General features: G+C 69.3%; 13 protein-coding genes and 1 pseudogene. 5 read left to right on the top strand and 9 right to left on the bottom strand.

All coding sequences use genetic code 11. The annotated features are described in order from the left end of the window. Nucleotides 1-25: 25 nt before the first annotated feature. Entirely contained in the window at nucleotides 26-610 is a 585-nt protein-coding gene (locus M1203_RS30895; RefSeq protein WP_249953129.1) for a Uma2 family endonuclease, read from the top strand. An 81-nt stretch (nucleotides 611-691) separates the two neighbouring features. On the opposite strand, the gene M1203_RS30890 is transcribed toward M1203_RS30895, so the two are convergent. Both M1203_RS30890 and M1203_RS30885 read right to left on the bottom strand, forming a co-directional pair. After that, nucleotides 692-2,311, bottom strand: a complete 1,620-nt coding sequence (locus M1203_RS30890) for an ABC transporter permease (RefSeq protein WP_249953128.1) — start codon at nucleotides 2,309-2,311, stop codon at nucleotides 692-694. After that, on the bottom strand, nucleotides 2,308-3,243 hold the full coding sequence (locus tag M1203_RS30885; RefSeq protein ID WP_249953127.1) for an ABC transporter ATP-binding protein: 936 nt from the start codon (nucleotides 3,241-3,243) through the stop codon (nucleotides 2,308-2,310). Before M1203_RS30885 ends, M1203_RS30890 begins: the two co-directional genes overlap by 4 nt. Before the next feature lie 141 nt (nucleotides 3,244-3,384). Between M1203_RS30885 and M1203_RS30880 the strand changes: the two genes are divergently transcribed. Then, nucleotides 3,385-3,921: a GbsR/MarR family transcriptional regulator gene (locus M1203_RS30880; RefSeq protein ID WP_249953267.1), complete on the top strand. Its 537-nt coding sequence runs from the start codon at nucleotides 3,385-3,387 to the stop codon at nucleotides 3,919-3,921. A gap of 73 nt (nucleotides 3,922-3,994) precedes the next feature. On the opposite strand, the gene M1203_RS30875 is transcribed toward M1203_RS30880, so the two are convergent. Next, complete coding sequence (locus tag M1203_RS30875) at nucleotides 3,995-5,161, bottom strand: hypothetical protein (RefSeq protein ID WP_249953126.1); 1,167 nt, start codon at nucleotides 5,159-5,161, stop codon at nucleotides 3,995-3,997. Between the two features lie 37 nt (nucleotides 5,162-5,198). Further along, nucleotides 5,199-6,080, bottom strand: a complete 882-nt coding sequence (locus M1203_RS30870) for a diacylglycerol kinase (RefSeq protein ID WP_249953125.1) — start codon at nucleotides 6,078-6,080, stop codon at nucleotides 5,199-5,201. Between the two features lie 217 nt (nucleotides 6,081-6,297). Between M1203_RS30870 and M1203_RS30865 the strand changes: the two genes are divergently transcribed. Then, nucleotides 6,298-7,581 carry an adenylosuccinate synthase gene (locus tag M1203_RS30865; RefSeq protein WP_249953124.1) on the top strand — a complete coding sequence of 428 codons (1,284 nt, stop codon included), beginning with the start codon at nucleotides 6,298-6,300 and terminating at the stop codon, nucleotides 7,579-7,581. A gap of 72 nt (nucleotides 7,582-7,653) precedes the next feature. Here the strand turns inward: M1203_RS30865 and M1203_RS30860 are convergent, their stop codons facing one another. From M1203_RS30860 to M1203_RS30845, 4 genes are all read right to left on the bottom strand, one after another. After that, nucleotides 7,654-8,079: a hypothetical protein gene (locus M1203_RS30860; RefSeq protein ID WP_249953123.1), complete on the bottom strand. Its 426-nt coding sequence runs from the start codon at nucleotides 8,077-8,079 to the stop codon at nucleotides 7,654-7,656. Between the two features lie 1,753 nt (nucleotides 8,080-9,832). Beyond that, the gene (locus tag M1203_RS30855) at nucleotides 9,833-10,519 is read right to left on the bottom strand and encodes a hypothetical protein (RefSeq protein ID WP_249953122.1); all 687 of its coding nucleotides are present in this window, start codon (nucleotides 10,517-10,519) and stop codon (nucleotides 9,833-9,835) included. 205 nt (nucleotides 10,520-10,724) lie between these two features. Beyond that, the gene (locus tag M1203_RS30850; protein ID WP_249953121.1) at nucleotides 10,725-10,961 is read right to left on the bottom strand and encodes a DUF397 domain-containing protein; all 237 of its coding nucleotides are present in this window, start codon (nucleotides 10,959-10,961) and stop codon (nucleotides 10,725-10,727) included. Continuing rightward, nucleotides 10,958-11,794 carry a helix-turn-helix transcriptional regulator gene (locus M1203_RS30845; RefSeq protein ID WP_249953120.1) on the bottom strand — a complete coding sequence of 279 codons (837 nt, stop codon included), beginning with the start codon at nucleotides 11,792-11,794 and terminating at the stop codon, nucleotides 10,958-10,960. Before M1203_RS30845 ends, M1203_RS30850 begins: the two co-directional genes overlap by 4 nt. A 156-nt stretch (nucleotides 11,795-11,950) precedes the next feature. Between M1203_RS30845 and M1203_RS30840 the strand changes: the two are divergent. Both M1203_RS30840 and M1203_RS39115 read left to right on the top strand, forming a co-directional pair. Beyond that, nucleotides 11,951-12,358: pseudogene (locus tag M1203_RS30840) on the top strand (hypothetical protein); the annotation flags it as partial. Nucleotides 12,359-12,693: 335 nt separating this feature from the next. Then, nucleotides 12,694-13,362, top strand: coding sequence for a DUF4232 domain-containing protein (locus M1203_RS39115; RefSeq protein ID WP_249953119.1), 669 nt, complete (start codon nucleotides 12,694-12,696; stop codon nucleotides 13,360-13,362). A gap of 53 nt (nucleotides 13,363-13,415) precedes the next feature. On the opposite strand, the gene M1203_RS30830 is transcribed toward M1203_RS39115, so the two are convergent. Then, nucleotides 13,416-14,003, bottom strand: a 588-nt coding sequence (locus M1203_RS30830; protein WP_249953118.1) for a C40 family peptidase, incomplete at its 5' end; no start/stop codon positions are given.

Raw genomic sequence — 14,003 nt, 5'->3', positions numbered from 1 at the left:
GTGTCCGCCTGACAGGAGGTGCACCATGACAACTATGGACGAGCGTGCGTCACAGATGACCGTAGAGGAGTTCGAGAGGTTCGCCGCTGTGGAGTCCGAGACCGTCAGGCTGGAATTCATCGGCGGGCGAATCGGAGTCAAGAAGGTGGCGGACGGGGATCACGGAGCGATCATCATGTGGTTGCTGCGTCAGTGCATGCAGTCGCGGCCGGATCTCGACCTGGACACCATGCAGGGGCTCGCGGTCGAGAAGTACCGTGCGGGCCGTGCTCGGCCGGACGGATCACTTGCCCCCGTCGCGCATTTCGCGGGGCAGGGGGAATGGGCCAGTCCCGCCGGGGTACTGATGACAGTCGAGGTCACTTCTTACGACTCGGACACCGGTCCGCGGGACCGCGTGGAGAAGCCCGCGGCCTACGCTGCCGCCGGTATCCCGGTGTTTCTGCTGATCGACCGGGACTTCTGCACCGTCACCGTGCACAGCACTCCGGATCCGGTCGCGGGGGACTATCGGCATCGGGACATGTTCCCCTTCGGAGAGCGGGTTTCCATCCCGGACCCTGTCGGTATCGAGTTCGACACCGAGATCCTGAAGCACTACGTGCGCTGACGGTCCACGCATCGGCCCGCCTTGTCCACAGCCTGTGGACAAGGCGGGCCGTCGCCCGTCTCGGGCCGCCCGCGTCTCCGGTCAGTTCAGCAGGTCGCGGCGCCGCAACCCCGCCAGTCCCGCCCCTACCAGCGCCACCGCGAGCACCGTCAGCACCACCGCCGGTGTCCAGGCCATCTCCCCGCCCGGCAGCTTCGGCAGATGTCCGAACGGCGACAGGTTCATCACCGACTGCGGCAGATCCAGCACCGGCCCGATCCAGCCCAGGGCCAGCGCCACGCCCGCGACTCCCCACGCGGCCACGGCCGCCTTCGGGAAGACCCCGTACAGCAGGACCGCCAGCGCGCCGAGGACCCAGATCGCGGGCAGTTGGACCAGGGCGGCGCCGAGGATTCCCGGCAGATCGTCGCCGTAGCCGAGGAAGAGTCCGAGACCGCCGAGCGCCATGATCAGGACCGCGCCGCCGAAGGCGATCGTCAGATGCCCGGCGGCCCAGCGGAGCCGGCCGACCGCGCCCGCGAGGACCGGTTCCGCCCGCTGGCCGGTCTCCTCGGTGTTCAGCCGCAGTACGGACGCGACCACGTACAGCGCCGCGACCATCCCCAGCATGCCGACCATCGCGGCCAGGAAGGCGTCGGTCAGCCCCTGCTGGCCGCCCATCCGCTGGATGATCTGCTGGGTGCCCTCGTTGTCGCCGACCAGATCCGCGGCGCCGTCGGTGATGCCGCCGAACATGATTCCGGCGAGCAGGAAGCCGATGCCCCAGCCGAACACGCTGCCGCGCTGGAGGCGCCACGCGAGCCCGCCCGCCGTGGCGATGGCGCCCGTCGCGGGTCCCGGTCGCGCGGGCAGGAAGCTCATGCCGAGGTCACGCCGGCCCGCCAGGATGTACGCGAGGACCGCCTGTACGGCGATCGCGGCCAGCAGGACCAGCAGCACCCACCAGCGTTCGTCGGCGTAGGCGCGTACGTTCTCGGCCCAGCCGATCGGGGAGAGCCAGGTCAGTACGGACGAACCGTCGTCGGTCGACGCGTCGCCCGCCGCCTTGAGTACGAACGCGGCGCCGATGACGGCGGCCGTCATCCCCTTCGCGAGCCGGGCGTTCTCGGTGATCTGCGCGGCGATGGCGGCGGTGCAGGCGAAGAGCATCCCGACCCCGCCGGTCGCCAGGCCGAGCGCCAGCGCGCCGGTGGCGGCCTCCCCGTTGCCGACGAGCCCGGCGGCGACGGCCAGGACCAGCGCGGCGTTGGCGATCAGCGCCGTGAGCAGCGCGGCGGTCAGCGGCGCCCGGCGCCCGACCATCGCCGCCGAGAGCATCTCCTGACGGCCCGTCTCCTCTTCCTCCCTGGTGTGCCGTACGACGATGACCAGGCTCATCACCGCCGCGAGCGCGGCCCCGAAGGCGATCATGCGCCAGGAGGTGAGCCCGCCCACGGAGTCGCTGAAGACGGGTCCGTACAGGGCGCGCAGCGAGCCGTTGGCGGACATCGACTGGAGGAGGTCGGCCCGTTTGGCGTCCGTGTCGTACAGCGTCGAGACGGACTGTGTGACGGACAGGAACGAGGCGCCGAGCACCAGTACCCACACCGGGACGATGATCCGGTCCCGGCGCAGGGCGAGCCTCAACAGCGTTCCGGTGCCCGCGAGTTGCCGGGTGCCGCCGGTGCGTGCCGACGGTACGGCCAGGGTGGCGGCGGTCATGACGCGACCGCCGGATCGGCCGCGGGTGCCTGGCCGGCCGGGGAGGCGTCATCGGCCGCGTAGTGGCGCATGAACAGCTCCTCCAGGGTGGGCGGGGTGCTGGTCAGCGAGCGGATGCCGGACTCGGAGAGGGAGCGCAGTACGGCGTCCAGCTTGTCGGTGTCGACCTGGAGCCTGACCCGCTTCCCCTGGATGTCGAGGTCATGCACGCCGGGGAGCCGGCCCAGTCCGTTCGGCTCGCCGGAGAGCTCCGCGCTCACGCTCGTACGGGTCAGATGGCGCAGCTCGGAGAGCGAACCCGACTCGACGGTGACGCCCTTGCGGATGATGCTCACCCGGTCGCAGAGCGCCTCGACCTCGCTCAGCACATGGCTGGAGAGGAGCACGGTCCTGCCCCGGTCGCGCTCCTCCTCGACGCACCGCTGGAAGACCTCCTCCATCAGCGGGTCGAGCCCGGAGGTCGGCTCGTCGAGGATCAGCAGATCGACGTCCGAGGCGAACGCGGCGACGAGGGCGACCTTCTGGCGGTTGCCCTTGGAGTACGTGCGCCCCTTCTTGGTGGGGTCCAGCTCGAAGCGCTCGACGAGATCGGCCCGCCGGGCCGGGTCGAGCCCCCCGCGCAGCCGCCCGTACAGGTCGATGACCTCGCCGCCGGAGAGGTTCCGCCACAGGGTCACATCCCCCGGTACGTAGGCCACGCGCCGGTGCAGTTCGACCGCGTCCTTCCAGGGGTCCCGGCCGAGCAGCTGGGCCGCCCCGGAGTCGGCGCGCAGCAGCCCGAGGAGGACTCTGATGGTGGTGGACTTGCCGGCTCCGTTGGGGCCGAGGAAGCCATGGACCTCGCCGGTCTCGACGGCGAGGTCGAGGCCGTCCAGCGCGTGCGTCCGGCCGAACGACTTGTGCAGTCCGGCGACGGTGATTGCCTTCGTCATGCTTCGGAACGTACGCTACTTTCACAAAATTATGAAGTTAAGGAAGCGTAAAAAGGGTTCGGGTTAAGATCGAGGTGGACGCCGAGCAGGGGAGACGATGGGCCGATGAACAGCGAGGACCAGAGCACCGTGGGCCAGGGCATGGAGGGCCGGCACCGGGGTGCGAACGGCAGCGGGGACGGTACGCCGCGGGACGAGGAAGCCGTGTCCCGCTTCGTGGAGCGCTTCGCGGCCGACATGACCGAGGCCGGGATGCAGCGCACGGCCTCCCGGGTCTTCGCGGCGCTGCTCACCTCGGACGACGCGAGCATGACCTCCGCCGAGCTGAGCGAGCAGTTGCGGATCAGCCCCGCGGCCGTCTCGGGGGCGGTCCGCTATCTCACGCAGGTCAGCATGGTCGGCAGGGAGCGCGACCCCGGCTCGCGCCGCGACCGCTACCGGCTGCACAACCAGGGCTGGTACGTCACCATCACCCAGCGCGACTCCATACTGAGCCGCTGGGAGCACACCCTGCGCGAGGGCGTCGAAACGCTCGGCCGCGACACCCCGGCGGGGGAGCGGGTGGCGGAGACCGTCGAGTTCTTCGAGTTCCTCCAGCAGGAACTGCTCGCGCTGATGGACCGCTGGAAGGACTACCAGGAGACGAAGCGCGCGGCGGAAGCGGGCGGCGCGGGCTGAGGGGCGAGCGGGCTGAGTGGCGTCGTCGGCCTCAGCCGGTGGGCTCGGGGGCCTTGGCCGGTGGCTCGGGGCCTCAGCCGGTGGGCTCGTGGCGTCGGCCGGTGGGCTCCCGCCGGTACACGCGTTTGACGGCGCCCCTCACCAGGCCCACCAGGCCCACCAGTGTCAGTGCCGCACCGGCCAGGAACAGGGAGTCGTTCACGTCATTGGCGGGAGTGCCCCGCCAGTCGGAGTCGTAGAGGTCGCCCTTCCACGGTCCGTACGAGACCACCCAGCCGGTCCACCAGTCCTCCAGCAGCGGATCGCGGTCCGGGTCGCAGTGGAAGGGGCCCTCGTGCCGCGCTCCGCTCCAAGGGTCGGACCATCGCACCTCGCAACTGCCGTCGGGCTGCTGGCTGATCACGGTCAGATCGATCTGCGGGTCCTTGTCCGCGGCGGTGGACCCGGCGATACCCAGGCCGAGCAGGGCCGCTCCCACCAGCAGGATCCCGGGGAAGAAGCCCCTGCGCCGGGGAGTGGCTTTCGATATCGCCGCCCCGAGCCGCGCATGGAGTGCGTGGGGTCCGTACGGTCCGTACGGCATGTGCGTTCCGTCCGGCATGTGTGTTCCGTCGGGTCCGTCCGGTCCGTCGGGCGTGTGCGGCGTGTGCGGCGTGTGCGGCAGGGGCTGCTCCAGCAGCCCGGCCCGCTCCGCCCGCTGTACGGCCAGCCGCCGCGCCCTGCTTCCCCGTACCGCTCGCGTCCAGCACAGCCCCGCACCGCCCGGAAGCGCGATCACCCCGCCGGTCCGGGGGTCGCCGCACCACCACAGGACGTCGCCCGTGGGGTGATGGACGACCGGCTGGTTCAGGCCCGGTATCGCCCACACGGTCAGTGGCCACAGCTCCTCGGTCACGGGGTCCCGCAGCACCACCGTCTCGCCCCGCCATCCGCGGGGGATCGACACGGCGAGGCGGACGGTCCAGGGGCCCGCCGCCAGGTGGCGCCACATCCGGCCGGAAAGCCCGAGGGAGAGGAGGCCCAGAGCCAGCGCGGCCAGCGACAGCCCCACCAGGTTCGGGATCAGCGAGACCACCGCGTCCAGGCCCAGGCTTGCCGCGATCAGGCCGATGATCTGGCTTCCGGCCAGCATCGCCAGACCGCCACCCGCGCAAATGAAGCCGCGCGCCCGATAGCCGACCAGCGCCTCGGCCGTGCCCGTGTCATCCAGCGCAGGGCTCTGCGACGCGTTGTCCCCCATTGATGTGCCCCCCCGGGCCTCGAACCGGAGGCCGAGACTACCTGGACCCTGCTCCTGCCCCCGGACCCGCCACCGCCCCCGCCGGAAGTGTCAGCTGCCATGCCTCCGGCCGGAGCGTCCACGTCCGGGTCCGTACCGGGCCCGTGACCCGCGTGTCCGCGCGGTAGCGGAAGTCGGCGCCCGACACCGTGACGGACAGCGCGCTGGCGCGTACCGGTTCCTCCGAGGCGCGCGTACGGATCACGACCTCGGCGCGGCCCCCGCGGGAGGACACCCGTACGCCCTCGACCGGCTCGTCCAGATCGTTCAGCACTATGCCGTCCGCCTCCACCCTCAGCCGGTGGTGCGCATGCGCCGCGAACACCGGCGGGACCGGCCGTACGAGCGTACGGACCAGCGAGCGGCAGGTGTGCCAGACCGACGTCATCGACGCCGCGCCCGGGACGCCGCCCAGGACCGCGCCCGTCGCGGGCAGCGCCGGGATCCGCAGATCCCCCAGCACCACCCCGTCGCTGTCGTCCACCAGCAGATCGAGCCGCCGCGCCGCGCCGTCCAGCACGGCCCTCGCCGCCGCCACCGCGCCCGTGGGCACGCCCAGGGAGCGGGCCAGCTCGACGGAAGCGCCGATCGGCACCAGCGACAGCGCCCCGGAGGCCAGCTCCCGTTCCCGGTGGAGCAGGGCGACGGTCCGCAGCAGCGCCCGGTCGTCGCCCACCACCACCGGCCGTCTGCTGCCCCGCCGGGCCAGCGCCCGCGCGAATTCCTCGGGGCCGTCGGGGAGACAGAGTTTCACCCCCGCACCCGCACTGAGCACGTCCTTCGCGATCCGGACCGATTCACCGTCGGTCCTGCGGGCGAAGGGGTCGATGACCACCAGAAGCTGTCGCGCACCGTTCTCGGCGGGCTCTGCAGCCGACACCTCGGTCCTTCCTCGGGTAGCATCTTTGTGCAAGAGCCCCTTGCGCTATTGCGCCAGGGGCTTCGTCTATTCCGGGGCATCCGGTTCGACGGTCAGGACCGCGTCGTACAACGTCGTGCGGTGTCATACGCGTAGATATGGCGTACACGCGCCGAATGAACGGCGTTTGCGCGCCCCCTGGCCTTGGACATGCCCCGCCCGGAAGGGGTGTACGCCTGTGCCCGCACTTGTGCTGCTCGGTGCTCAGTGGGGTGACGAAGGCAAGGGAAAGGCCACCGACCTGCTCGGTGGGTCCGTGGACTATGTCGTGCGCTATCAGGGCGGCAACAACGCCGGTCATACGGTCGTCGTGGGCGACCAGAAGTACGCACTGCATCTTCTCCCTTCCGGAATCCTCTCCCCGGGGTGCACCCCGGTGATCGGCAACGGAGTGGTCGTCGACCCGGCTGTCCTGCTCTCCGAGCTGAGCGGTCTCAACGAGCGCGGTGTCGACACGTCCAAATTGCTGATCAGTGGTAACGCGCACCTGATCACGCCGTACAACGTAACCGTCGACAAGGTGACGGAACGGTTCCTCGGCAAGCGGAAGATCGGTACGACCGGCCGTGGCATCGGCCCGACCTACGCGGACAAGATCAACCGCACCGGCATCCGCGTCCAGGACCTCTACGACGAGTCGATCCTGGAGCAGAAGGTCGAAGCGGCGCTGGAGTCCAAGAACCAGCTGCTCGCCAAGGTCTTCAACCGTCGTGCCATAGAGTCCGGCAAGGTCGTCGAAGAGCTGCTGACATTCGCCGACCAGCTCAAGCCGTACGTCGCGGACACGACGCTGATCCTCAACAACGCCATCGACGAGGGCAAGGTCGTCCTCTTCGAGGGCGGCCAGGGCACGCTGCTCGACGTGGACCACGGCACGTACCCCTTCGTCACCTCCTCCAACCCGACGGCGGGCGGCGCCTGCACGGGCGCCGGGGTGGGGCCGACGAAGATCAGCCGGGTCATCGGCATCCTCAAGGCGTACACGACGCGCGTCGGCGCCGGACCGTTCCCGACGGAGCTGTTCGACGAGGACGGCGAGGCGCTGCGCCGCATCGGCGGCGAGCGGGGCGTCACGACGGGCCGCGACCGCCGGTGCGGCTGGTTCGACGCGGTCATCGCGCGCTACGCGACGCGGGTCAACGGGCTGACGGACTTCTTCCTCACCAAGCTGGACGTGCTGACGGGCTGGGAGCGGATCCCGGTGTGCGTGGCGTACGAGATCGACGGCAAGCGCGTCGAGGAACTCCCGTACAGCCAGACGGACTTCCACCACGCGAAGCCGGTGTACGAGTACCTGCCGGGCTGGTCCGAGGACATCACGAAGGCGAAGACCTTCGCCGACCTGCCGAAGAACGCGCAGGACTATGTGAAGGCGCTGGAGGCGATGTCGGGGGCGCCGATCTCGGCGATCGGCGTGGGGCCGGGGCGTACGGAGACGATCCAGATCAATTCGTTCCTGTAGGGCCGGTAGGGCCTGAAGGGCCTGCGGGGCCGGTAGGAACGGGGTCCCCGGGGGGAAGCCCCGGGGACCCGGTCACACCATCCCGGCGAAGAGGTAGCCACCGGGCTGCGCGGGGTCGGCGACCAGGAGGACCTGGTCGCCGGCGCGCGGGATGGCCAGCTTGGAGACGATGGTCTGGAGCGTGACGTGGTCGGGGCCGGGGCTGGTGGCTCCGGTCGGCTGGACGACCAGGTCCACGACGGGATCGAAGTTGACGAGCTTGCCGGTGTCGCTGATCGATACGACGACGGCGACGGTGGTGGGCGCGCCCATGGCGATCAACTGCTGAACGTTGACGCCGGAGTTGTACGCGCCGATCGCCCCCTGGAGCTGGGCGAAGTCCTCGCGGCCGATGAACGCGCGTGTGGTCCGTCCATAGAAACCCTTGCCGCTGGCCACCTTGTTCGCGATCTCGGCGGCGCGCTCTTCGCGGCTCTTGCGCTTCCCGAAGATACCCATGACGTCCATCCTTCTGCGGCGTGGTGTGTTGCCTGGTGAGGTGGACGCTAGGGGCACGGAGGGACCTACCGATCCCAGGTTTCGGGGGTGGGTGCGGGTCAGGACCGAGGGGTAGTCGGGGTGGGCCGGGGGGTTTGGGCTCGGGTGGGGGCCGCCCCTGATCTTTGAGTGTCGCGGTTGCGGGTCGGGCGTCAAGGGCGCTCCTTCGTCGCGTCGGCAAGCCGATGGGCTGCGCCCACCCTTGACCCCCAACCCTCCACCGCAAGTGCTGCTTTGAGGGGGGCGGCCCGGGGGGAGGGGTCCCCGGGGAAGCTCCCATGCGCCGGGGGTCTGTTCCCGGCCTCGGGTCGGTGGGTGGTCTGCGCAGCAGTGGAGTGGGGCGGCCCGGCACCGGCTCAGCGACTGACGGTCGGGAAGCGGCTGGGACTCATGCCCCGCTGTGCGGGTCCGTTGTCGCCTGCACCTGTCGACGGAGGTGGGCGGATCCTCGACCCATCCCCTATGTCCCAGTTTGGCGAGCTGTTCGGGGGCTCCCCGGCCGGTCATGTGTCCTGGGTTCGGTTAAGTCGTTCCCACGACGCATCACCGGCTCTGACTGGCCCATTGGTCGCCGCATGAGTCACACCCGCCCCATCGCCCACATGCTTGGGGGTGAGGTCTGGGGTCAGGACCGAGGGGTAGTCGGGGTCACCCGGAAGGTTCGGAGACGGGTGGGGGCCGCCCCTAGGTTTCAGTTTCGCGGTTCCGGGTCGGGTGTCAAGGGCGCTCCTTCGTCGCGTCGGCTGCGCCGATTCCGCTGCGCTCCACCCTTGACCCCCGCCCCTCCACCGCAAGTGCTGCTTTGAGGGGGGCGGCCCGGGGGGAGGGGTCCCCGGGGGGCCTGTCTATTGGACCGGCCCGAATCCCGGCCTCGGGTGGGTGGGCCCTGCGGGGCTGCGCGGCAGTGGAGTGGGGTGGCCCGGCACCGGCTCAGCGAGCTGATGCGAGTGGGCGGTTGAGACTCATGCCCCGCTGTGCGGGCTTGTTGTCGGGTGACACCTGTCAGCCGAGGTGGGCGGATCCTCGACCCATCCCCTATGTCCCGGTTTGGCGGGCTGTTCGGGGGCTCCCCGGCCGGTGATGCGTCCTGAGTTCGGTTAAGTCGTTCCCACGACACATCGCCACTTCCCACCGGCCCATTGGCCGCCCCGTGAGCCACCCCTGCCCCTGTGGGCCGGTCGGAGGGGGTGATGTGCCAGAGGGTCCGGTTAACCGAACTCCCGACGCATGAGCCGCCGGAGCCCTCTCCGAAGCCCCTTCCAAACTGGGACATTGGGTGCAGGTGGCAGGTCCGTCCGCCTCGGCTGACAGGTGTCATCCGACAACGGACCCTCACAGCGGGGCATGAGTCCCGGCCACTCCCCGACCGTCAGTCGCTTTGCCGGTGCCGGGCCACCCCACTCCACTGCCGCGCAGACCACCCACCGACCTGCGGTCGGGAACCGGCCGCCGGAACATGGGTGCTTCCCCGGGGACCCCTCCCCCCGGGCCGCCCCCCTCAAAGCTGCACTTGCGGTGGAGGGTTGGGCGTCCAGGGTGGAGCGCAGCGGAATCGGCGCAGCCGACGCGACGAAGGAGCGCCCTTGACGCCCGACCCGCAACCGCGAAACTGAAACCTAGGGGCGGCCCCCACCCGTCTCTGGACCCTCCGGGTAACCCCGGTTACCTCTCGGCACGAACCCGCGCCTACCCCCGTGCGCACAGTTGCGCTTTGTCAGACGATGACCGGGATGGTCTCGGAGGGGTTGGTGGACCAGTTGGTGACGATGGGCTTGTCCACGACCGCAGTGTCGGGGAGCTTGAGCTCGGCGGGGTTGGGGTCTTCTTCGGCGACGCCGATGATGACGTTCTCGAATTCCACGCCGCCATTGTTGTCAGTGGTCTTGGGGTTGATACCCGTGTACGCGACGGCAGAGCCGGTGAGCTTGATGGGGTCTTCGCCACCCTGTCCGACAGGGGAGGCGACGCCCTCGGCGTTGGAGCCGAAGGACACCGTGGGGGTGTTGACGTCCAGGTAGCAGGTGATGCCGGACTTGGCCTTGGCGGTAACGCGGTAGTAGCCGCCGGCCTGGGACTCCGAGGTGACCGTGAAGTCCAGGTCGTTGGCTCCGCAGGACTGTCCGTAGCCGCTCTTCCCGCTGTCGGCGGATTCGCCCTTGTCGGTGGAGCCGCTGGAGTTGGAGTCGGAGCCGCTGGAACCGGATCCGTCGGTGGAGGAGTTGTCGCCGGAGGAGCTGTCGCTCCCGCCGCTGCCGGCGGAGGCGACGGCGGAGGGGGCCCCGGTGCCGCTCGCGTCCGAGCCGTCGTCGGGGTTGCAGGCGGTGGTGGTGGCGGCGAGGGCCGTCACGGCCACGGCGGCCAGGACGAGGCGGGCGGAACGGGCGGCGAGACGCGAGCGCATCTTGATCTCCAGCGGCTGTCGGTTGCGGTGCTTCCTGCTGACACCGACGACACTAGGGCCGCGTCGATCCTGAAATGATCCTGTACATGTCCGGGTTCTGTCTCAGCGACTTCGGTCCACGTAACAGCGCTGGACTGCACAAACCCCAGCTCAGCGGACCGCGTCGAACCGTGCGGGGCCGGACTGCGACCGGCCCCGCTCCGGATCAGGCCGACCAGGTGAGGAACCGTGCCCAGGCGTCGGGGGCGACGGCGAAGGTGGGGCCTTCGACGTTCTTCGAGTCACGAACGTGGACGGCGTGGGGGCAGGTGGCGACCTCTACGCAGTCGCCGCCACTGGGACTGCTGTAGCTGGACTTGCGCCAGTCGAAGGCGACTTCGATGCACTCGCCGCCGCTGGGGCTGCTGTAGCTGGACTTGAACCACCGCAAGGTGCTGCTCATTGCTGGACTCCTGCCAACCGCTCGATGAGGCCCAGCGATTCGCGAGGACCCAGGGCCTGTGCCCGGATTTTCGCATAACGCTGGGCGTACGCGCTCACCTTTGTGGGGTCGCTGATCAGAAGGCTCTCGTCCTGCGGCTCCAGATAGACCAGATGGTCATGGTCCGGAGTCTCCACCAGGTTCATCTCGCCGTGCGCTCCTGCGTGTTCACCGCTTAGCCCGCAGTCCAAGGGCAGCACTTGAAGCATGACATTGCGCCGTTTCGCACACTCGCTGAGATGCAGCAGCTGTCGGCGCATGATCTCCTGGCTCCCGATCGGCCGAGTGAACACCGATTCATCCAGGATCAGTTCGAGCAACGCGGTGGGTACCCGGTCGAAGAGCGCCTTCCGCGCCATTCTGACCTCGACCAGTTCCTCCACTCGCTGCTCCGGCAGCGGTGGGTATCCGCCGCCGATCAGCGCCCGGGCGTACTCCTCCGTCTGAAAGAGGCCGTGGATGGCGTGCACCGCGTACAGCTGTAGCCCCACCGCCTTCTGCTCCAGCAGCACATAGTCCTTGAACTGCTCCGGATACTTGTCCAGCCGTACATACTCCCGCGCCTGCTCAAAGATCCCCATCCCCTCCCCGAGCACCCGCTCCAGCGCCACCAGCATCTCGTCACTCGCCGGCTGCGCGCACGTCTCCATCGCGCTCACCGCCGCGCCCGAGAAGCCGATCTCCTTTCCCAGCTGTTCTTGCGTCAGCTTTTTCTTGAGGCGCATCCTGCGGGCGACATCGGCCACCAATCGCGTTGCAGGACCCGCCGTTTCCTTGTTTTCCGCTCGCGCCATCGCGATCACCTTTTCGACTCAACCGGACTCAACCGGTCACAACCGAGACTTACGGAATTTGACCTTCCGCAAAGGGTGTTCGGGCAGGTCAACCCCTGTCCGACGGACCCCGCGCAGACATGGAAAACGCTAGCCAGTTGGCCGCAAAATGTCCCCATGGATGCGACAACTCGCCAATTAGGTGACATCGATTGGATTCCGTCCTCCGGATTCCAACTCCGGAAAGCCGGAGCCCGATTCGATGCCGTGAGAGTCGACGCGGATGACGGCCGTCGTCTCGCCGACATGCTGGAGGCGCTCTGCGGCGGTGAGCCCGGGCCCGTGGTCAGTGAGGCGAATGGGCGGCGGGGAATGTATTTCCTGCTTCCGCCCGGAAGCACGGCGCACCGGTCGTGGCCGCCCGGCGTTCAGCGGTTCAACTCGGCGCGGAATACGGTGAGTTACGTACCGGTGCCCGCGCTGTCGGGTCGTACGTGGCCGCTTTCCTGGTACTTCCCGCCCACCGGCCGTGACCGCTTCGTCCACCCCCTCCTCCTGCTGAACGCGGCGATCGCGCTCCTCTCCGAACCTCCGGGCCGAGACGTCCTGGAGAGGGTCGGCTTCCGGCTCTCCGCGCTCGACGGCCACGGCGGCAGCATCTCGGGAGGTGCGCCTCCTCACCGGCAGTAGCGGTTCCTCCGGTGCCTTCGATCACGACAGAGGGGGGGATCGAAGGCCCTCCAAGCCGGGAACTGGCCAGGTCAGCGCGGGATTCGCGTGATCGCGCGGTGGCGGCTCGGCGGACCCTGAGGCCAAGGCGCCTGTGACAGAACGAAGACGGCGCGGGAGACCGCCTGTAACTCGGTGCGAGCTACAAATACTTCCGACCGCACGCACCACACAGGTTCTGGAGGAACACCGTGAAGTACACCCGCCTCTCCGCTCTCGCCGCCCTCGGGGTCGCCGCCACCTTCTCGCTCACCGCCTGTGGCCCCGACGGCTCCGGGAAGGACGCCTCCTCCAGCGTCTCCTCGTCCTCGTCCTCTTCGTCCTCGGACGGTGGCTCGAAGGCGGAGGGCGGCTCGGGCTCCGGCGGTTCGGAGGCGAGCAACGCGAAGGCGGGCTCCGGTGTGGACACCGAGGCCGGCGCCGGTGCCGCGAGCGGCGGGACGGAGACGGGCGGCCAGGTCGCGTTCTGCAAGACGGCGGACCTGGCCATCGATGCCACGGACGCCGCGCCCGACGCGGGCACCGGCAGGATCAACATCACCATGATCAACCGGGGTTCGACCACCTGCTCGGCGACGGGCTTCGCGGGTGTCAACATCAAGGACGCCGACAACACCTCGAACCCCATCGAGCGCGGCCAGGCCCAGCCGCGTATCACCAACCTGAAGCCCGGCGATGCCGCTGTGTTCAACCTCGCCTACCAGATCGACAGCGGCGACAGCCTCCCGGACCCGACCAACATCGAGGTGACGCCCCCGAACGAGACCCACACCGTGAGCCTGGACTGGCCTGCGGGCGCGGGGGAGATCATGGGCGCCTACACCGACGTCGAGGTGTACCCCACGCACACGGTCGAGTAGGGATGAGGGCCGCCCTGGCGCCACGCGATTCCGCGTGGTGGCTTCGGTTCCGGTCACGGTGTGATGTGGCGGTAGCTGACGACGGTGGACGGGGCGGGGAGTTGTGCGGTGGTGACGGTGCGGCCGGTGCCGGGGGCGTGGATGACCTTGCCGTCGCCGATGTAGAGCTGGACGTGTCCGCCGTTGTTGCTGATGATCAGGTCGCCGGGTACCAGTCCGTCGCGGGTGGTGGCTTTGCCGGCTTTCACCTGGCCCCACGTGGTGCGGGGGAGTTTCACCCCGGCTTTCTCCCAGGCCCGCATCACCAGACCTGAGCAGTCGTAACCGCGCGGGCCGGTGCCGCCCCAGATGTAGGGCTTGCCGAGCTGGTTCCGTGCGAAGGCGACGACCGCTTTCGCCCCCGACGTGGGTGCCGTCTTCGGTGCCTTCTTGGGCGCCTTGTCGGGTGCCTTCTTCTTCGGCGGGTCGGACTTGGACGGGTCGGACTTCGGCGGATCCGACTTGGGTGAATCGGTGTCCGGGAGTTCCGTCTCCGGCAGATTCAGTTGCCCTTGCGCGGAGGGCGGGGTGCCGGGGACGCGCAGGGTGTCGTCCGCGTAGATGAGTGTCGAGGTGCCCAGATCGTTCAGCTCCTGGAGGGC

The sequence above is a fragment of the Streptomyces sp. 35G-GA-8 genome (genome assembly GCF_023534745.1).
In the GTDB taxonomy this organism is placed as follows: Bacteria; Actinomycetota; Actinomycetes; order Streptomycetales; family Streptomycetaceae; genus Streptomyces.
This window is presented reverse-complemented; position numbering and strand designations above follow the sequence as displayed.

Bases quoted from the DNA above. Each gene is read 5' to 3' on its own strand.
- M1203_RS30850 (WP_249953121.1), bottom strand. From the start codon at position 10,961: ATGAGCAGCACCTTGCGGTGGTTCAAGTCCAGCTACAGCAGCCCCAGC.
- M1203_RS30895 (WP_249953129.1), top strand. From the start codon at position 26: ATGACAACTATGGACGAGCGTGCGTCACAGATGACCGTAGAGGAGTTC.
- M1203_RS30860 (WP_249953123.1), bottom strand. From the start codon at position 8,079: ATGGGTATCTTCGGGAAGCGCAAGAGCCGCGAAGAGCGCGCCGCCGAG.
- M1203_RS30885 (WP_249953127.1), bottom strand. From the start codon at position 3,243: ATGACGAAGGCAATCACCGTCGCCGGACTGCACAAGTCGTTCGGCCGG.
- M1203_RS30875 (WP_249953126.1), bottom strand. From the start codon at position 5,161: ATGGGGGACAACGCGTCGCAGAGCCCTGCGCTGGATGACACGGGCACG.
- M1203_RS30890 (WP_249953128.1), bottom strand. From the start codon at position 2,311: ATGACCGCCGCCACCCTGGCCGTACCGTCGGCACGCACCGGCGGCACC.
- M1203_RS30855 (WP_249953122.1), bottom strand. From the start codon at position 10,519: ATGCGCTCGCGTCTCGCCGCCCGTTCCGCCCGCCTCGTCCTGGCCGCC.
- M1203_RS30880 (WP_249953267.1), top strand. From the start codon at position 3,385: ATGGAGGGCCGGCACCGGGGTGCGAACGGCAGCGGGGACGGTACGCCG.
- M1203_RS30845 (WP_249953120.1), bottom strand. From the start codon at position 11,794: ATGGCGCGAGCGGAAAACAAGGAAACGGCGGGTCCTGCAACGCGATTG.